The 18,457-nt window shown below is 74.4% G+C and carries 14 protein-coding genes; 9 read left to right on the top strand and 5 right to left on the bottom strand.

The genetic code is table 11. The features are described 5' to 3' along the window. Positions 1-62: 62 nt before the first annotated feature. Entirely contained in the window at positions 63-1,757 is a 1,695-nt protein-coding gene (locus tag ACYQBY_RS14955; protein ID WP_459644674.1) for a sodium:solute symporter family protein, read from the top strand. Between the two features lie 13 nt (positions 1,758-1,770). Then, on the top strand, positions 1,771-2,073 hold the full coding sequence (locus ACYQBY_RS14950; RefSeq protein WP_459644673.1) for a hypothetical protein: 303 nt from the start codon (positions 1,771-1,773) through the stop codon (positions 2,071-2,073). 10 nt (positions 2,074-2,083) lie between these two features. Here ACYQBY_RS14950 and ACYQBY_RS14945 read toward each other — a convergent pair whose 3' ends face one another. From ACYQBY_RS14945 to ACYQBY_RS14935, 3 genes are all read right to left on the bottom strand, one after another. Next, positions 2,084-2,944: an HAD family hydrolase gene (locus ACYQBY_RS14945; RefSeq protein WP_459644672.1), complete on the bottom strand. Its 861-nt coding sequence runs from the start codon at positions 2,942-2,944 to the stop codon at positions 2,084-2,086. After that, positions 2,941-4,449 (bottom strand): mannitol dehydrogenase family protein, encoded by a 1,509-nt coding sequence (locus ACYQBY_RS14940; RefSeq protein ID WP_459644671.1) that lies wholly within the window; start codon positions 4,447-4,449, stop codon positions 2,941-2,943. Before ACYQBY_RS14940 ends, ACYQBY_RS14945 begins: the two co-directional genes overlap by 4 nt. 146 nt (positions 4,450-4,595) lie before the next feature. Next, positions 4,596-5,093 (bottom strand): Lrp/AsnC family transcriptional regulator, encoded by a 498-nt coding sequence (locus ACYQBY_RS14935; protein WP_459644670.1) that lies wholly within the window; start codon positions 5,091-5,093, stop codon positions 4,596-4,598. A gap of 201 nt (positions 5,094-5,294) precedes the next feature. Here ACYQBY_RS14935 and ACYQBY_RS14930 point away from each other — a divergent pair, with 201 nt between their 5' ends. Continuing rightward, a complete protein-coding gene (locus tag ACYQBY_RS14930; RefSeq protein WP_459645095.1) occupies positions 5,295-8,843 on the top strand; it encodes an indolepyruvate ferredoxin oxidoreductase family protein in 3,549 nt (1,182 codons plus the stop codon). 196 nt (positions 8,844-9,039) lie between these two features. Beyond that, positions 9,040-9,747, top strand: a complete 708-nt coding sequence (locus ACYQBY_RS14925; RefSeq protein WP_459644669.1) for an SDR family NAD(P)-dependent oxidoreductase — start codon at positions 9,040-9,042, stop codon at positions 9,745-9,747. A gap of 19 nt (positions 9,748-9,766) precedes the next feature. Here the strand turns inward: ACYQBY_RS14925 and ACYQBY_RS14920 are convergent, their stop codons facing one another. Continuing rightward, positions 9,767-10,036, bottom strand: a complete 270-nt coding sequence (locus tag ACYQBY_RS14920) for a DUF2277 domain-containing protein (protein WP_459644668.1) — start codon at positions 10,034-10,036, stop codon at positions 9,767-9,769. Between the two features lie 100 nt (positions 10,037-10,136). Then, positions 10,137-11,729, bottom strand: a complete 1,593-nt coding sequence (locus ACYQBY_RS14915) for a methyl-accepting chemotaxis protein (RefSeq protein ID WP_459644667.1) — start codon at positions 11,727-11,729, stop codon at positions 10,137-10,139. Between the two features lie 282 nt (positions 11,730-12,011). On the opposite strand from ACYQBY_RS14915, the gene ACYQBY_RS14910 reads away from it, so the two are divergent. The 5 genes from ACYQBY_RS14910 (at position 12,012) to arfA (ending at position 18,450) form a co-directional block, all read left to right on the top strand. Beyond that, complete coding sequence (locus ACYQBY_RS14910) at positions 12,012-13,016, top strand: LacI family DNA-binding transcriptional regulator (protein WP_459644666.1); 1,005 nt, start codon at positions 12,012-12,014, stop codon at positions 13,014-13,016. A gap of 474 nt (positions 13,017-13,490) precedes the next feature. Beyond that, positions 13,491-14,855 (top strand): ABC transporter substrate-binding protein, encoded by a 1,365-nt coding sequence (locus ACYQBY_RS14905; RefSeq protein WP_459644665.1) that lies wholly within the window; start codon positions 13,491-13,493, stop codon positions 14,853-14,855. A gap of 136 nt (positions 14,856-14,991) precedes the next feature. Continuing rightward, positions 14,992-15,957, top strand: a complete 966-nt coding sequence (locus ACYQBY_RS14900) for a carbohydrate ABC transporter permease (protein WP_459644664.1) — start codon at positions 14,992-14,994, stop codon at positions 15,955-15,957. After that, complete coding sequence (locus ACYQBY_RS14895) at positions 15,954-16,877, top strand: carbohydrate ABC transporter permease (protein WP_459644663.1); 924 nt, start codon at positions 15,954-15,956, stop codon at positions 16,875-16,877. The genes ACYQBY_RS14900 and ACYQBY_RS14895 overlap by 4 nt, the downstream gene beginning before the upstream one ends. Before the next feature lie 61 nt (positions 16,878-16,938). Further along, positions 16,939-18,450, top strand: a complete 1,512-nt coding sequence (gene arfA / locus ACYQBY_RS14890; protein ID WP_459644662.1) for an arabinosylfuranosidase ArfA — start codon at positions 16,939-16,941, stop codon at positions 18,448-18,450. The last annotated feature ends 7 nt before the right edge of the window (positions 18,451-18,457 follow it).

Below are 18,457 nucleotides of genomic sequence, written 5' to 3'. Positions count from 1 at the left end.
CCTCCACGATCGCCCCACCACCGCGGCGGACACCGGGCAGCGATGCCCGGGGAGGAGGCACCGTGCTCGCACAGGCACCAGGCCAGGGCGGAGCGGTCCTGCGGCTGGACACGGCGTTCGTGGACTACCTGATCATCGCCGTCTTCTTCGCGTTCGTGCTGGGCATCGGCTACCTGGCCAAGCGCCAGGTGTCCACGAGCCTGGACTTCTTCCTGTCGGGGCGCTCGCTGCCGGCGTGGGTGACGGGCCTGGCGTTCATCTCCGCCAACCTCGGCGCCATCGAGATCGTCGGCATGTCCGCCAACGGCGCCCAGTACGGCATGCCGACCATGCACTACTTCTGGGTCGGCGCCGTCCCGGCGATGCTGTTCCTCGGCGTCGTGATGATGCCGTTCTACTACGGCTCGGGCGTGCGCAGCGTCCCGGAGTTCATGCTCCGGCGGTTCGGGCCGGCCGCCCACCTCGTCAACGCCGTCAGCTTCGCCCTGGCGCAGGTCCTCATCGCCGGGGTGAACCTGTTCCTCCTGGGCAGCGTGGTGGAGGTCCTGCTGGGCTGGCCCCTGTGGGTGGCGGTCATCGCGGCCGCGGTGGTCGTCCTGACGTACACGTTCGCGGGGGGCCTGTCGGCGGCCATCTACAACGAGGTGCTGCAGTTCTTCGTCATCGTCGCCGCGCTGCTGCCGCTGACGCTCATCGGGCTGCACCGCGTCGGGGGCTGGGACGGCCTCGCCGCGCGGGTGGCGGCCTCCCCCGGGGGCGCGGAGCAGCTGTCGGCGTGGCCGGGCAACGCCCTGTCCGGGTTCACCTCCGACTTCCTCTCCGTGCTGGGCATCGTCCTCGGCCTGGGGTTCGTGCTGTCCTTCGGGTACTGGACGACGAACTTCGTCGAGGTGCAGCGGGCGATGGCCACCAAGGACATGTCCGCCGCCCGGCGCACCCCGATCATCGGCTCGTTCCCGAAGCTGTTCGTCCCGTTCATCGTGGTCATCCCGGGCATGGTCGCGGCCGTGGAGGTCCGGGAGCTGGTGGACTTCAAGGCCGGTCAGGGCGGCGGCGTGGACTACAACGACGCGCTGCTGCTGCTCATGCGGGACATGCTGCCCAACGGGCTGCTGGGCCTGGCGCTGACCGGGCTGCTGGCGGCGTTCATGGCGGGCATGGCCGCCAACGTCAGCTCCCTGAACACCGTCGTCAGCTACGACCTGTGGCAGCAGTATGTCCGCAGGGGCCGCCCCGACGGGTACTACCTGCGCGTCGGGCGGGTCGTGACGGTCCTCGGCACCATCGGGGCCATCGGCACGGCGTTCTTCGCCGCGAGCTACGAGAACCTCATGACGTACCTGCAGCAGCTGTTCTCGTTCTTCAACGCGCCGCTGTTCGCGACGTTCATCCTGGGGATGTTCTGGAAGCGCATGACCCCCACGGCCGGCTGGGTGGGCCTGGTCGCGGGGACCCTGACGGCGTTCACGGTGTTCCTGCTGCAGGAGACGGGGGTGCTCTCGCTGCCCGGCCAGGGCGCGGCGTTCCTCGGGGCGTTCCTGGCCTTCGTGGTGGACATCGTCCTGAGCGTGCTGGTCAGCCTGGTCACCCGGCCGAAACCGGAGTCGGAGCTGCGCGGGCTGGTCTGGTCCCTCACCCCGAAGGCCGAGCGCAGCGAGGAGGCCACCGGGGAGAACGCCGTGTGGTACCGCCGCCCCGGCCTGCTGGCGGGCATCTCGCTGGCCATCGTCGTCGCCCTGAACGTCGCCTACGGCTGAGGTGGGAGAACCCGTGAGCCCCGAGACGAACCCCGGCACCGGTGCGGGGGGCCGCGCCCACAAGGCCGGCGCCCTCGACATCCGCTCCGTCATCGCCGCCCTGCTCGGCGTCTACGGCGTCATCCTCACCGTGATGGGCCTGGTGGCCACGGAACCCGCGGACCTGGCCAAGGCCGACGGGGTGAACGCGAACCTGTGGACGGGCCTGGGGCTGCTGGTGGCGTCGGCGGTGTTCGCGCTGTGGGTGAAGCTGCGCCCGATCGTCGTGGAGGAGCCGCCCGCGGGCGGGCGGCCCGCGGGCGGCCCCGGGCACTGAGGGGCGGGTGTCAGCGCGCGCCGGGCACCGGCTGCGCGGGCCTGGTGCGGGGCAGCAGGTCCAGCACCTCGTCCCAGGAGGCCACCACGGCCCCGGCCCCGGCGCCCAGGAGCGCCTCGTGGCGGGCGGCGCGCTCGTCGGGCCGCAGGAACTGCAGGTTCCCCACGACCGGGACGCCGGCGGCGACGGCGGAGGTCACCCCGGCGACGGAGTCCTCCACGGCCAGCGACTCCTCCGCCTCCACGCCCAGCGCGGCCAGGGCGTGCCGGTAGACGGCCGGGTCGGGTTTGCCGCGGGGGACGGGCAGGGAGTCCTCGGCGCTGAAGCGCCGCGCGGCGGGGAAGAACCCCGCCATGCCGGTCACCTCGAAGCAGGCGGCGAGGCGGGCGTCGGCGCTGGAGCTGACGGCGGCGACCTCGTAGGCGGCCGCCACGGCCGTCAGCGGGCCCAGGACGGCCGGGTCGGGGCGCAGGACCTCGCGCAGGTGCGCGGTGACGGCGCGGCGCTCCTCACGCACCCAGTGCTCCAGGGCCGCGGCGTCCAGGGCGGGCGCGCCGGGCGCCCGGCCCGTCGTCGCCGCGGAGCCCGCCCCCGGCACGTCGGGGGCGACGGGGACGCCGTGTGCGCTGGCCAGGGCCACGGCGGTGGCACGGAAGTTCATGCCCGTCGCGGCCCGCCGCAGCTCCCCGGGCGTGTAGCGGTGCGCCACCCCGTGCGCGGCGAGGAACCGGTTGGTGACCTCGGTGGCCGCCTCGAACGCGGGGATCTCGGAGCCGAAGAGGTTGTCGTCGGCGTCGCAGAGGACCACGCGGAGCCGCTCGAGGCCGACGGGGGCGGGCCGCTCGCCGCGCCGGGTACCGGGAACGCTCATGCGGTGGATCCTCGCAGGGCGCCGGGGCCCTGCACCGAGCCGGTCGCCGTGCAGGCGCGGGCCGCGGCCGAGGGCCCCGTGTCGAGGGCGTGCAGGGCGCTGCGCACCGCCTCGACCAGGCGGGGGTCGTCCACCGCGTCGCCGAAGAGGTCCCGCACGGCGAGCAGGGGCCGCGGGTCGTGGCCGCAGGTGCGGGCCAGCGGCTGCAGCAGCGGCGCCACCGGGTCGTCCACCGCCACGGGCCGCCCGCACAGGTCCTGCCCGCGCAGGGTCCGCACCCACGCCGCCACGGCCAGGGCGAGGTGCCCGCACGCCGAGCCCTCCTGCACGGCCAGGCGCAGGGACGGCAGCACGAACGCGGCGATCTTCTCCGAGCCGCGCCGGCGCAGCCGGGCCAGCCTGTCGGCGAGGGCCGCGCTGGAGAGGCGCTGCACCAGGACACCGCGGTAGGCGGCCAGGTCGATCCCGGGCACCGGCCCCAGCACGGCCGCGGCCTCCGCCAGGTAGCCCTCGGTGTACCGCCGCAGCACCGGATCGGCCAGCACCTCCGCACCCGTCGTCAGCCCCGCGAGCCCGCCGAGGTGCCCCAGCGCGCTGTGGGCGCCGTTGAGCAGGCGCGTCTTCATCAGCTCGTAGGGCCGCACGTCGCGCACGAAGCGGACCCCGACGTCCTCCAGCGGGGGGCGCTCGCCGCCGAAGCGGTCCTCCACGAACCACTGGCTGAAGGGCTCGGTGACCACGGGACAGCGGTCGTCGACCCCGTGCTCGCGGGCCAGCAGCTCCCGGTGCTCCGGGGCGGCCTGCGGGGTGATGCGGTCGACCATGCCCGCGGGGAAGGCGACGTGCCCGGCGATCCAGTCCGCCAGGGAGGCGTCGCGCAGCCGGGCCGCGGCCAGCACCGCCTCGCGGGTGACCGCGCCGTTGCCGGGCAGGTTGTCGCAGGACAGCACGGTGAAGGGCCTGGTGCCGGCGTCGCGGCGCCGGGCCAGGGCCGCGACGAGGTAGTCCATCGCGGTGCGCGGCGGGCCGGGGCTGCCCCGGAAGGTGCCGTCGCGGGCGGTGCCGTCCCCGGCGGTGTCGGCGGTGGCGTAGGCGGCGCCCGTGATGGTGAGGGTGACCAGCCGGGTGCCGGGGTCGGCGAGCGCGTCCAGCACGCCGGCGGGGTCGTCGGGGGCGAAGAGCCGCCGCACGAGGGAGCCGACGACGCGGACGCGGTCGCCGCGCTGCCCCCGGGTGAGCACCGAGTACAGGCCGTCCTGCGAGTCCAGGGCGTCCAGCACGGCCCGCGAGTGCAGGCCGACCCCGACGACGCCCCAGCCGGTCTCGCCGCGCCGGGCCAGGTCGTCGAGGTAGACGGCCTGGTGGGCGCGGTGGAAGCCGCCGACCCCGATGTGCACGACGGAGGGGCGCAGGGCCGCCCGGTCGTAGCGGGGGACGTCGATGCCGTGCGCCAGGGACGGGAGGGTCGCCTCGCGCAGCGGCAGGGGTGTGCTGGACGGGCTCACGGGCGGCTCCTCCGCGCGGGTGCGCGCTCGGCTGCTGGGTGGGCTGCGTGCTCCGCCGTCCACCCAGGGCCGTGGTCCCGACCCGATCTGGACCACCACTCTCGCACGGCCCGCGCAGGACGGCGCTGCGTGGGGCGCCCCCCCCGTCAGCCCCGGCCCGCCCGCCCCCGCCCGCGCCCGGCGGTCAGGGCGGTGAGCAGCGGCGCCACCCGGTAGTGCACGGGGGTGGTCAGGGCGATCTCCGTGGTGGTCCGCACGACACCGGGCACCGCGAGCACCTCCTGCACCAGGGCCTGCAGCTCGGAGTTGCCGGGGCAGGCCACCCGCACCACCAGGTCGCTGGGGCCCGTGGTGATGCAGACCTCCAGCACCTCGGGGAAGCGGGCCAGGGCGTCGATGATCCCCTGCAGCCCGCCCTGGGCGAGCTGCAGGTGCAGGAAGGCGGTGACGGGCAGCCCGAGGGCGGGCAGGTCCACCCGCACGTCGTAGCCCTTGAGGACGCCGTCCTGCGCCAGCCGGGCCAGCCGGGCGCTGACGGTGTTGCGCGCCACGCCGACGCGGGCCGCGAGGTCGCTGATGCCGCGGCGCGGGTCCTCCGACAGTGCCGCGAGCAGTTCCGCGTCGAGCCGGTCGATGCTGCTCACGGTGGTCACCTCGTGTCGGTCGGACGGGGTCCGGCTGGGCAGAGTGCGCAGTTCTCGCGCTCCATGTTGACGCCTCCGAGCACCCGGTCGCACGCTGACGGCTCCGGGTGGCGATGGCGGACCCGGAGGAGGAGGTCCGGCGTGACCGAGCACCTGATCGAGCGGACGGCGCCTCAGGGGATCGAGGCGCCGCCGGGAGGCGTGCGCGCCCCCGGCCCCGCACCCCTGCTGGACCCGCGCGAGCGCTACCGCCCCGGCGCCCGCCCCGTGCTGCTGACCGGTGTGCAGGCCGTCGCGCGCCTGCTCGCCGAGCAGCACGTCCGCGACACCCGCGCCGGCCTGCGCACCGCGACCCTCGTCTCCGGCTACCAGGGCAGCCCGCTGGCCGGGCTGGACCGCACCCTGGCGGCCGTGCCCGCCCTGCGCACCGAGCACGGCGTCCACCTCGTCCCCGCCGTCAACGAGGAGCTGGGCGCCACGGCGGTGTGGGGCAGCCAGACGGAGCTGCCGGGCGGCTTCCGCGACCACGACGGGGTGGTGGGCCTCTGGTACGGCAAGGGCCCCGGTGTCGACCGCTCCGGCGACGTGCTGCGCCACGCCAACCTCTACGGGGCGCACCCGCGCGGCGGGGTGCTGGCCCTGGCCGGGGACGACCCGGCGTCGAAGTCCTCGACGGTGCCGTGCGTCAGCGAGCGCACCCTCGCCGCCTACGGCCTGCCGGTGCTGTACCCGCGCGACGCCGAGGAGCTCGTCGTGCTCGGCCTGCACGGCATCGCCCTGTCCCGGGCCTCGGGCTGCTGGGTCGGGCTGAAGATCGTCTCCGACGTCGCCGACGGGCTGTTCACCGTGGACCGCGACTTCGCCGCCGTGCGCACGCACGTGCCGGAGCTGGAGTGGGAGGGCCGCCCGTGGACCTACGCGCAGCGGCGCATGGGGGTGCCCACGGACAGCCTGCTGGCGGAGGCCGACCTGCTCGGGCCGCGCTGGGCCGCGGTGGAGGCGTACGCGGCGGCGAACCCGCTGGACGAGGTGACCCTCGACCCGCCCGCCGCGGTGCTGGGCCTCGTCGCGCCCGGCGCGCAGTACGACGTGCTGCGGCAGGCGCTGGCCTCCCTCGGCCTCGACGACGCCGCCCTGTCCCGCGCGGGCGTGCGGCTGATGCGGGTGGGGATGCCGTACCCGCTGGGCCGCTCCGTGCTCACCCGCCTGGCGCGCGGGGTGGAGCGGGTGGTGGTGGTGGAGGAGAAGACCGCCTTCGTCGAGACGCAGGTGCGGGACCTGCTCTACGGCACCCCGGGCGCGCCCGCGGTCCTCGGCAAGCGCGACGCGGCCGGGCGCCCGCTGGTGCCGGCCGGGGGGACCCTGACCGCCGACCTCCTCACCGCGCCGCTGCGCCGGGTCCTGGCGGGGCTGGTGGAGCTGCCCCGGGAGCGGGTGGCGCTGGCGCTGACGCCCGTGGGGGCCCCGCGCACCCCGTACTTCTGCTCCGGCTGCCCGCACAACCGCTCCACGGTCCTGCCCGAGGGCTCCCTCGGCGCCGGGGGCATCGGCTGCCACACGATGGTGACGATCTCCCCGCGGGAGACCTCGCGGGTGACGGGCCTGACGCAGATGGGCGGCGAGGGCGCGCAGTGGATCGGGCAGGCACCGTTCACGGACGTGCCGCACGTCTTCCAGAACATGGGCGACGGCACGTTCTTCCACTCCGGGCAGCTCGCGGTGCAGGCGTGCGTGGCGGCCGGGGTGGACGTCACCTTCAAGATCCTGCACAACCAGGTCGTCGCCATGACCGGCGCGCAGGACGCGCAGGGCGCCCTGGACGTGCCGGCGCTGACCCGCAAGCTCGCCGCGGAAGGCGTGGTGCGCACCGTGGTGTGCGCGGACGACCCGTCCCGCTACGGCCGCCGCGCCCGGTTCGCGCCGGGCACCCTCGTCTGGCCGCGCGAGCGCCTCGACGAGGCGCAGCGGCTGCTGCGCGAGGTGCCGGGCGTGACGGTCCTCGTCTACGACCAGATGTGCGCGGCGGAGGCGCGGCGGCTGCGCAAGCGCGGGCAGCTGCCCGAGCGCACGACGCGCGTCGTCATCGACGAGGCGGTGTGCGAGGGCTGCGGGGACTGCGGCCGCAAGAGCAACTGCCTGTCGGTGCAGCCGGTGGAGACGCCGCTCGGCCGCAAGACGCGCATCGACCAGTCCTCGTGCAACACGGACTACTCCTGCCTGGAGGGGGACTGCCCCTCGTTCGTGACGGTCCGGCTGGAACCCGGGCGGGCGGCGGAGCGCTCCCCGGCCGCCGGCCGGGCGCCCGCGGTCCCCGACCCGGAACCCGTCGCGCTGCAGGGGGAGCACGACGTGTTCCTCGCGGGGGTGGGTGGCACGGGCATCGTGACGGTGAACGCGCTGCTGGCCACGGCAGCCCTGCGCGACGGGCTGCGCAGCGCCGGGCTGGACCAGACGGGGCTCTCGCAGAAGGCCGGCCCCGTCACCTCCCACCTGCGCTTCACCCCGCAGGGCTCCGGCGCGGGCGGCAACCGCGTCACCGCCGGCTCCGCGCACGCGGTCCTGGCCTTCGACCTGCTCGTCGCGGCGGACCCGCGCAACCTCGCCGTCGCCGGGCCGGGCACCGTCGTGGTGGCCTCCACGAGCCGCACCCCTACCGGCGGGATGGTCTACGACCCCTCGGTGCGCCACCCCGGGGAGGAGGAGCTGCTCGGCCGGCTGCGCGGGGTCACGGCCGGGGTGGTCGAGCTGGACGCCCAGGCGGCGGCGCAGGCGCTGTTCGGGAGCACCGTCGCGGCGAACCTGCTCGTGGTGGGCGCCGCGTTCCAGGCGGGGGCGCTGCCGCTGCGGGCGGGGAGCATCGAGGAGGCGGTGCGCGCCAACGGGGTCGCCGTCAAGGACAACCTCGCGGCGTTCCGCTGGGGCCGGGTGGCCGTGGCCGACCCGGCGGCGTTCGCGGCGGCGACCCGTCCCGCGGGCGCGCGCCGCCCGGCGCCCGACGGCAGCCGGTTCCTGGCCGGTTCGCCGCTGGCGGGGCGGACCCGGGAGCTGGTGGGCGTGCGGGCCGGTGCGATGGCGGCGTGGGGCGGCGAGGCGCGGGCACGGCGCTACGTGGAGCTGGTGGAGCTGGCCTGGGCGGCGCAGCGCCGGGCGGTGCCGGGCGGCGAGGCGGGGACCCGGTCCGGTGAGGCGGAGACCCGGTCCGGTGAGGCGGAGACCCGGTTCAGCGAGGCGGTGGCGGGGGCCGTGCACCGGCTGTGGGCCTACAAGGACGAGTACGAGGTGGCGCGGCTGCTCACCGACCCGGCCGGGCGGGCGGCGGTGCTGGCGCAGGTGCCGGGGGCGGCGCGTCCCACGTACAACCTGCACCCGCCGCTGCTGCGGGCGCTGGGGATGCGGCGCAAGCTGGCCCTCGGCCCGTCGTGGCGCCCCGCGCTGCGGGTGCTGGCGGCGGCGCGGCCGCTGCGGGGTACGGCGCTGGACCCCTTCGGGTACGCGCGGGTGCGGCGGCTGGAGCGTGCGCTGGCGGCGGAGGTGGAGGACGTGGTGCGCCGGCTGGCCGCGGAGCTGGAGGCGGAGCTGGAGGGCGGGGCGGGCACGGAGGTGCTGGAGCGGGCGGTGGCGGTGCTGGAGGCCGCCGACCTGGTGCGCGGCTACGAGGACGTGAAGCTGGCGGGGGTGCGGCGCTACCGGGACCGGCGCGCCGAGCTGGGGGCGCCGCTGCCCCCGGAGGTCACCGCGCTGCTGGGCTGACGGCGGGTCCGCGCGGCCCGCACGGGGCCCGGCTGGTCCCCGTGGAGGACACCGCGGCGGTGGGTACGTTCACACGTGGGAGCGCTCTCAGGAGCTGTCGTACGGTGATCCGCCCGGGCCCGAGCCCGGACCGGCCCAGCCCAGGAGGAACGATGACCACCGCCCGACGTCCCCACCCCGCACGCCGGGGCCGACCGTGAGCGCCGACCTGGCCGGCCGCCGGGTCCTGCTCACCGGCGCCTCCCGCGGTGTCGGGCGCGCGGTCCTGGGCGACCTGCTCGACGCGGGTGCCGAGGTCCTCGCCACCGCCCGCGACGCCGGGCGCCTGCGCGCCCTGCAGGAGGAGCTGGGCGGCGACGGCCGGCTCACCACCGTCGCGGCCGACCTCGCCGACCCCTCGGCACCGGCCGTCCTCGCCGACGCCGTCGCCGTGCGCTGGGGAGCCCTCGACGTCCTGCTCAGCAACGCCGGGGTCATGCTCTCCGGCGCGCCGGTGCTGGAGGAGGAGCCGCCCGGGACGCTGGAGGCGACGCTCGCCGTGAACCTCCTCGCCCCGCACGCCCTCGTCCTGGCGCTGCTGCCGGCGCTGCGCAAGGGGGCGGAGCCGCGCATCGTCCACGTCAGCTCCGGCGCGGGCACCCTGGCCGCGCTGGCCGAGCCCGGCATCGGCAGCTACCGGGTGAGCAAGTGGGCCCTCAACGGCCTCGTGATGGTGCAGGCCGCGCAGCTGCGCGGCGAGGTCGCCGTCAACGCCTTCGACCCCGGCTGGGTGCGCACCGACCTCGGCGGCCCGCAGGCGCCCGGCACCCCGCAGGAGTCGGCGCGCGGGGCGCTGGCGCTGCTGCGCGAGCCGTTCGAGGTGACGGGGCGGTTCTTCAAGGACGGGCAGGAGATCCCGTTCTGAGCCCGGTGCCGCCCGTTCCTCAGCGCGCGTAGCGGACGGCGGCGCGCTCGCGGGCCCTGGCCGCCTCCACCTCGCGGTCCTTCGGCGGGGCGGTGGTGACGAGGTCCGCGAGCAGCCGCCGGGTGACCTCGGCGACCTCCTCCACGGCACGCTCGAACGCCTCGGCGTTGCGCTGGGAGGGCCGGGCGGCACCGGACACCTTGCGGACGTACTGCAGGGCCGCGGCGCGCACCTCCTCCTCCGTCGCGGGCGGGGCGAAGTTGTGCAGGGGGCGGATGTTCCGGCACATGCGGGAAGCCTAGGCGCCGGCCCCGACGCCGCCGGGGTGCCGCCCCGCGCCCGCACCGCTCGTGGCCCCCGGGAGCGGGGGCCACGAGCGGTGCGGCGGCTCAGAAGCGGAAGCGGCCGACCAGGGTCTTCAGGTCCCCCGCCATCGCGGCCAGCTCGGCCGTGGCGCGCTCGGCCTCCGTCACGGACTCCTGCGTGCGCCGCGCCACGTCGGCGACGGAGCCGATGCTGGCGGCGATGCTGCCGGAGCCGTCGGCGGCCTCGGCGATGCCGCGGCTCATCTCCGTGGTGGTCGCGGTCTGCTCCTCCACCGCCGCGGCGATGGTGGTCTGGTACTGGTTGATCTGCTCGATCACCCCGGTGACGGCCGTGATGGCCTCGGCGGCACCCGCGGTGTCGGCCTGGATGGCCTGCACGCGGGCGGAGATGCTCTCCGTGGCGCGGGCCGTCTCCTGGGCGAGGTCCTTGACCTCGGAGGCGACGACGGCGAAGCCCTTGCCGGCCTCACCGGCGCGGGCGGCCTCGATGGTGGCGTTGAGGGCCAGCAGGTTCGTCTGCTCCGCGATCGCCGTGATGACCTTGACGACCTCGCCGATCTCCCGGCTGGAGTCGGCCAGGTGGGCGACGGTGGCCGTCGTGGAGCTCATGGCCTCCACCGCCTGCCCCGCCACGGCGGCCGCCTCGCTGGTGTTGCGGGCGATCTCCTGGATGGCGGTGCCCATCTCGTCCGAGCCGGCGGCCACGCCCTGCACGTTGCGCGACACCTCGGCGGCCGCGCCGGAGACCACACCGGCCTGCGAGGCGGACTCGACGGCGCCGGAGGCGATGCGGCCGGACAGCTCACCCAGGCGGGCGCTGGTGCCGTCGAGGTCCTCGGCGCTGCTGCGGACGGCGGTCAGGGCTCCGCCGATGCCGTCGAGGGCGGAGTTGAGCGAGCGGCCCATGCGGCACAGCTCGTCGTCGGTCGTGGGGCTGAGGCGGCGGGTCAGGTCGCCGTCGGCCACGGAGGCGAGCACCGACTCCGCCTGGCCGATGCGCCGGGTGAGGTTGGTGGTGGTGCGCCAGGCGACGACGACCGCCACGAGCACCGCGAGCCCGCAGACGAGGAGCATGGTCGTGAGGAACCCCGCGCTGATGTCGCGTGCGGCGGCGCTCTCCGACGTGTTCTTCGCCTCCTCCATGTCGATGAGGACGTTGATCGCGGCGAGCCAGTCGATGAACAGCGGCTTGGCCTCGGTCATGAGCACCCGGTGCGCGTTCCCGGCGTCCCCGGCCTCGGTGAGGGCGACGACCCGCTCGATCAGCGGGAGGGTCTCCGCCTCGATGCGCTGGATCTCCGCGAGGGCGTCGCGCTCGGCGGCGTCCACCATGCCCTCGGTGGCGTAGATGGCGTCGAGCTTCTCCGCCGACGCGGCGTACGCCGACGCCAGCTCGGCGATGATCGCCTTCTCCGCGTCCACCTCGGCGGCGGATTCCGCCAGCACGACGTCGCGCAGGCTGATGGCGCGGTCGTGGACGCTGCCGCGGAAGTTGATGGCGTAGCGCTGCTTGACGCTGTTGACGTCGTTGATGGTGGTGAGGCGCTCGTCGATGTCCTGGACCCGCACGACGCCCATGGTCGTCAGGCCGATCATCAGCAGCACGAGCACGGCGAAGCCGGCGCCGATGCGGCGACCGATCGTGATCCTGGGCATGGTGGTTCCTCCGGGAGCGGCGTGGTCCAGCTCCTCCCATCGGTCGCCGGGAGCGGCACCTGGAGCCATCCGGGCAGGCCCGCGCCGATCCCCGTCCGGGGAGGGTGCACGAGCTGTTTGACCTGCGGGCCCGGCGCGTTCCACGATGGGTGGCTGCAACGTTGTAACCAGCGGTCCGGCCCGGGCCCGCCGGAGCGACGACGACCGCCGAGGACCGCCCATGACCCGCCCGCGTCCCCACCGCCGGACCGTCGCCGCGCCCGGCCTGCCGCGGGGGTCCCGGTGAACGCCGCGGCCACGCTGCGCGACGTCGCGAAGCTGGCCGGGGTCTCGGTCAAGACCGTCTCGAACGTGGTCAACGACTTCCCCCACGTCCGCGCCACCACGCGCGAGCGCGTCGAGGAGGCGATCCGCGCCCTCGACTACCAGCCGAACCTCTCGGCCCGCACGCTGCGCTCGGGGCGCACCGGCGCCCTGGCGCTGGCGGTCCCGGAGCTGCGCCTGCCCTACTTCGCGGAGCTGGCGGACGAGGTCATCCGCGCGGCGGAGCGCCGCGGCATGGTGGTGCTCATCGAGCAGACCAACCGCGACCGGCAGCGGGAGGTCGACCTGCTGGGCAGCGCGCGGCTGCGGATGGTCGACGGGCTGCTCTTCAGCCCCCTCGCCCTGGGCGGCGAGGACGCCGACCTGGTGCGGATCGACACCCCCCTGGTGCTGCTCGGGGAGCGGATCTTCGCCCCGGGCGTGGACCACGTGACGATGCGCAACGTCGACGCGGCCCGGGCCGCCACCGAGTACCTGCTGGCCTCCGGCCGCCGCCGCATCGCCGTGGTCGGCGTCCACCCGGGTGAGGTCGTCGGCTCGGCGGGGCTGCGCCTGCGCGGCTACCGCGAGGCGCTGGAGGCGGCCGGCGTCCCGCTGGACGAGCGGCTGCTCGCCCCCGCGGAGCTGTGGCACCTGCGGGAGGGCGACGAGGCCACCCGGGCGCTGCTGGGGTCCGGTGTGGGGTTCGACGCCGTCTTCGCCTTCAACGACACCCTGGCCATCGGGGTGATCCACGCCCTGCAGGCGGCCGGGCGGCGGGTGCCCGACGACGTCGCGGTCATGGGCTTCGACAACACCGACGAGGGCATGTACTCCGTGCCGGCCCTGACGACGGTGGACCCGGGGCGCCGGGACATCGCCGAGTCGGCCGTGGACGTGCTCATGGGCCGCATCGAGGACCGGGAGCGTCCCGCCCGCCGCGTCGAGGTCGACTTCGGCATCGTGCGGCGGGAGTCGGCGTGAGCGTCCGGCCACACCGGGCGCGGGCCACGTCGGCGCGCCCGTTTCTCGTTGCCCCGCAACGGGATCACGCTCCCTGGTAACGGAAACATCACGCGTTCGCGGTCGGCTTGACAGCCGCCTCGGCACGACCGCATGATAACGCTCACAACGTTCCAACGTTGTAAAGACGAGAGGCCGAGCGGCACCGCGCAGCGGGTACCCACCCGCTGACGTGCGGCTCCCAGGTCGAGGAGGACCCGGGGCGGCGGTGCGCCCGAGAACCCACCGACAGGTCGCGCGACCGCCCCGGCGGTGCGCCCTGGACCACCCGGGACGTCCCCGGACCCGGACCGCCGCCCCGCGGCGCGGCCCGATCCCCGCCTCCAGCCAGGCGGCCACCCCGGCCGGCGTGGCGTGATCCGTCACGCCCCTCCACCGGGACCCAGCGCCACGCACGACGACGCCGTCAGTGCGGTCACACCGAGAGGGAGCACAGTGAACCGGAAGTTCGTAGCCGCCGTCCTCAGCACCGGAGCGCTCGTCGCCTCGCTCAGCGCCTGCGGCGGCGGGGGCGGTGGGGGTGGCGGTGCCGCCGGCTCCGGCGCCAAGGTGTCCTGCAGCGTGCCCGTCACGCACGAGGACGCCCCCCAGGTCACCGTCTGGGCCTGGTACCCGAACATGGAGCAGGTCGTCAAGAACTTCAACGAGGCGCGCACCGACGTCCAGGTCTGCTGGACCAACGCCGGCCAGGGCGCCGACGAGTACAACAAGTTCCAGACCGCGGTCTCCGCCGGCTCCGGCGCGCCCGACGTCATCATGCTCGAGGCCGACACCGTGCCGGTGTTCGCCATCCAGGAGGCGCTCGTCGACCTCACCGAGTTCGGCGCCGACGAGGTGAAGGGCAACTTCAGCGAGGGCGCCTGGAAGGACGTCTCCAGCGGCGACGCCGTCTACGCCATCCCGGTCGACGGCGGCCCCATGGCGATGATGTACCGCAAGGACATCTTCGAGAAGTTCGGCATCACCCCGCCCGCCACCTGGGACGAGTACCGCGCGGCGGCCGAGAAGATGAAGGCGGCCGGCGGCCCCCTCTTCGGCGACTTCCCGAGCAACGTCCCCGCCCCGACCGTCGCCCTCATGGAGCAGGCCGGCGCGAAGCCGTGGGACTACAACGCCTCGGACAAGACCAAGCTGAAGATCGACCTGGACTCCGAGCCCGCCAAGAAGGTGCTCGACTACTGGGGCGGCCTGGTGGAGGACGGCCTGGTCGGCAAGCAGGACCAGTTCACCACCGAGTACATCTCCGGTGTCGTGAACGGCGACTACGCCACCTACATCTCCGCCGCCTGGGCGCCCGGCTACCTCACCGGCGCCGGCGCCGGTGCCGGCGCCGACAAGGGCAACTGGGCCGTGGCCCCGCTGCCGCAGTGGGACCCCGCCAACCCCGTGTCCGTGAACTGGGGCGGCTCCACCTTCGCCGTCACCAGCCAGGCCAAGGACAAGAAGCTCGCCGCCGAGGTCGCCAAGGGCCTCTACGCCGACGACAAGTCGCTGGAGCAGGGCGCGAAGGACCAGGTCATCTTCCCGCTCAACCAGAGCATCCTGAAGGCGGACTGGTTCGTGAACAACCAGGCCGAGTTCTTCGGCGGCCAGACCTCGAACAAGGACGTCTACATCCCGGCGGCCAACGCGTACAAGGGCTCGACCTACAGCCCGTACTCGACCAGCTTCTACGCCGAGTTCACCAAGCAGATCACCGCGATGAACAACGGCGAGAAGACCGGCTCGCAGGCCGCCGACGACCTGCAGAAGGCCATGGTCGCCTACGGCAAGCAGCAGGGTTTCACGGTCCAGGAGTGAGCCCCCGGTCCGGGGNGGCGACCCGCCGCCCCGGACCCCGTCGCCCCGGCGACGAGCACGCCGGCCCGGGGAGGGTGCCCCGCACCCTCCCCGGACCGGCCACGGACACCCCACGGCGCACGAAGGCGAGACGGTGATGGCAGCACGGACGGACGGGCGGGTGGCCCTGGCCCCACCCGGGCAGGGCGCTGGCCGGGCGGAGCCCGCGGGCTCCGGGAGCGCGGGCTGGCGCAGGCGCGAGGACGCGAAGGGCTGGCTCTTCATCGCCCCCTTCGCCGCGGTGTTCCTCGTGTTCCTGGTGGCGCCGCTGGTGTACGCGTTCTACCTCAGCCTCTACACCAAGGGCCTGGCCACGGGCACGAAGTTCGTCGGCCTGGCGAACTACTCCCGCGCCTTCACCGACCCGGCCTTCCTCAAGGGCCTGTGGTTCGTCCTGAAGTTCTCCCTCGTCCTCATCCCGGTGCAGATGCTCGTCTCCCTCGCCGCGGCGCTGGTGCTGGACGAGATGACCAGCCGCTTCAGCCGGTTCTCCCGGCTCATGATGTTCGTGCCGTACGCGATCCCCGCCGTCATCGGCGCCCTGATGTGGGGCTTCCTCTACAGCCCCAACTTCGGGCCGCTGGACCAGCTCTTCGGGCTGTTCGGCGCGGACGCCCCGTCGCTGCTGAGCCGCGACCACGTCTTCGGCGCCCTGATGAACGTCGTGACCTGGCAGTGGGCCGGCTACTACATGATCGTGATCTACGCGGCCCTGCAGGGCATCGACCCGGCGATCTACGAGGCGGCCAAGATCGACGGCGCCAGCCCCTGGCAGGTCGCCCTGCGCATCAAGGTCCCCATGGTGGCCTCCGCGCTCGTGCTCATCCTGGTGTTCGCCGTGATCGGCACCCTGCAGTTCTTCACCGAGCCGCAGATCCTCGGCCGGATCTCCAACGGGGCCATCCCGCCGGACTTCACGCCGAACATGTACGCCTTCACCACCGCGTTCTCCTTCGCGCAGTTCAACTACGCCTCCGCGCTGTCCTTCGCCCTCGGGGCCGTGGTGTTCGTCGGCGTCTACGTCTTCCTGTTCGCCACCCGCAAGCGGGGGAGCTTCCTGTGACCGTCCTGACCCCGTCCCGCCGCGCCGCCCGCCCCGACCCGGCGGACAGGACCCCCGGCAGGGGGCGCGCCGCCCGCCCGAAGCTGCTGGGCAACCTGTTCCTGCTCGCCCTGGTGCTGTACTTCGCGCTGCCGCTGTGGTGGCTGCTGGTGGCCAGCACCAAGGACACCACCGGGCTGTTCGCCAGCCCGAACGGTGCGCTGTGGTTCGCCGACGGCTTCCACCTGGTGGACAACCTGCGGGCGCTGTTCGCCTACGACAACGGCATCTACCTGCGCTGGATGGGCAACTCCTTCCTCTACGCCCTCGCCGGGGGCATCGGCTCGACCGTGCTGGCGGTCCTGGCCGGCTACGGCTTCGCGAAGTTCGACTTCCGCGGCCGCAACCTCGCCTTCTCCGTCCTGCTGGGCGCCGTCATGGTGCCGGCCACCGCGCTGGTCATCCCGACCTTCGTCCTGCTGTCGCGCATGGAGCTGACGAACACCGTGTGGGCGGTCATCCTGCCCTCGCTGCTCAACCCGTTCGGGGTCTACCTCATGCGGGTCTACGCCGCCGAGGGCGTGCCGGACGAGATCCTGGAGGCCGCCCGCATCGACGGTGCCGGCACCTTCCGCACCTTCTTCCAGGTCGCGCTGCCGCTGCTGCGCCCCGCGATCGTCACGGTGCTGCTGCTGTCCGTCGTGGCCACCTGGAACAACTACTTCCTGCCCCTGGCGATGCTGTCCGACTCCACGCTGTTCCCGGTGACCGTGGGCATCGGCCTGCTCCAGGGCCTCGCCGGCGCGAACAACGGCGGCGGGGAGTCCCTGTGGATGCTCATCGTTGTGGGCTCCCTCGTGTCGATCATCCCGCTGATCATCGCCTTCCTGTCCCTGCAGAAGTACTGGCAGGGCGGGCTGGCCATCGGCAGCCTCAAGTGAGCCCCCGATGAGCCCCCACGCCGCTCCGCCACAGACCGATCCCACCCCTGCGAGGACCTCCATGGCCACCGCCCGCCTGATCGTCGACCCCCGCTTCGCGGTCGGCCCCGTGCACCGCCGCGTGTTCGGCTCCTTCGTCGAGCACCTCGGCCGCTGCGTCTACGACGGCATCCACGAGCCGGGGCACCCCACGGCCGACGCCGACGGCTTCCGCGGCGACGTGCTGGAGCTCGTGCGCGAGCTCGGCGTGTCCACGATCCGCTACCCGGGCGGCAACTTCGTCTCCGGCTACCGCTGGGAGGACGGCGTCGGGCCGAAGGAGCAGCGCCCCCGCCGCCTCGACCTCGCCTGGCACTCCGTGGAGACCAACCAGGTCGGCCTGCACGAGTTCGCCCGCTGGAACGCGCAGGCCGGGGCGGAGCTGATGCTCGCGGTGAACCTCGGCACCCGCGGCGTCCAGGAGGCGCTGGACCTGCTGGAGTACTCCAACGTCCGCAGCGGCACCGCCCTGTCCGACCGGCGCACCGCCGACGGCACCGCCGAGCCGTTCGACGTGCGCATGTGGTGCCTGGGCAACGAGATGGACGGGCCCTGGCAGCTCGGCCACCGCAGCGCCGAGGACTACGGCAAGGTCGCCGCGCAGACGGCCGCCGCCATGCGCCAGCTCGACCCGCGCGTGGAGCTCGTGGTGTGCGGCAGCTCCAACCGCCAGATGCCCACCTTCGGGGCGTGGGAGCGCACGGTGCTCCAGCACACCTACCAGCACGTGGACTACATCTCCTGCCACGCCTACTACTTCGAGAAGAACGGCGACCTGGCCAGCTTCCTGGCCTCGGCGGTGGACATGGACCGCTTCATCGAGGACGTCGTCGCCACCGCGGACTCCGTCGGCGCGGAGCTGGGCAGCGACAAGCGCATCGCCGTCTCCTTCGACGAGTGGAACGTCTGGTACCAGGACCGCTTCGAGAACGAGGAGCGGATCACCGACATCGAGCAGTGGCCGCTGGCGCCGCGGCTGCTGGAGGACGTCTACACCGTCGCCGACGCCGTCGTGGTCGGCGGCCTGCTGGTCTCCCTGCTCAAGCACGCCGACCGCGTCACCTCCGCCAGCCTGGCGCAGCTCGTCAACGTCATCGCCCCGATCATGACCGAGCCGGGCGGGCCGGCGTGGCGGCAGACGACGTTCTTCCCGTTCGCCCTCACCTCCCGCCTCGCGCGGGGCAGGGCGCTGCGGGTGGAGCTGGAGACGCCCACCACGCCGACGGCCGCCTACGGCGACGTGCCGCTCGTGGACGCCGTCGCCACCCACGACCCGGAGACCGGCGCCGCGGCGCTGTTCCTGGTCAACCGCGGCACCACCGACGTCACCACCGTCACCGTGGACCTCTCCGGGTTCGGGGACGTGTCGGTCACCGAGTCGCACACCCTGACCGACGACGACCCGTACGCGCGCAACACCCTGGAGGAGCCGGCGCGCGTGGCGCCGGTGGAGAACAAGAGCGTCGCCCTGGACGGCGGTGTCCTCACCGTGGAGCTGCCGCCGGTGTCCTGGACGGTCGTCGCCCTGGGCTGAGCGGCCC

The sequence above is a fragment of the Kineococcus anabasis genome, assembly GCF_054590795.1.
This window is presented reverse-complemented; position numbering and strand designations above follow the sequence as displayed.

What these genes read in the sequence shown, in the direction of transcription:
- arfA (WP_459644662.1), top strand. Translation starts at nt 16,939, where the DNA reads ATGGCCACCGCCCGCCTGATCGTCGACCCCCGCTTCGCGGTCGGCCCC.
- ACYQBY_RS14900 (WP_459644664.1), top strand. Translation starts at nt 14,992, where the DNA reads ATGGCAGCACGGACGGACGGGCGGGTGGCCCTGGCCCCACCCGGGCAG.
- ACYQBY_RS14920 (WP_459644668.1), bottom strand. Translation starts at nt 10,036, where the DNA reads ATGTGCCGGAACATCCGCCCCCTGCACAACTTCGCCCCGCCCGCGACG.
- ACYQBY_RS14945 (WP_459644672.1), bottom strand. Translation starts at nt 2,944, where the DNA reads ATGAGCGTTCCCGGTACCCGGCGCGGCGAGCGGCCCGCCCCCGTCGGC.
- ACYQBY_RS14915 (WP_459644667.1), bottom strand. Translation starts at nt 11,729, where the DNA reads ATGCCCAGGATCACGATCGGTCGCCGCATCGGCGCCGGCTTCGCCGTG.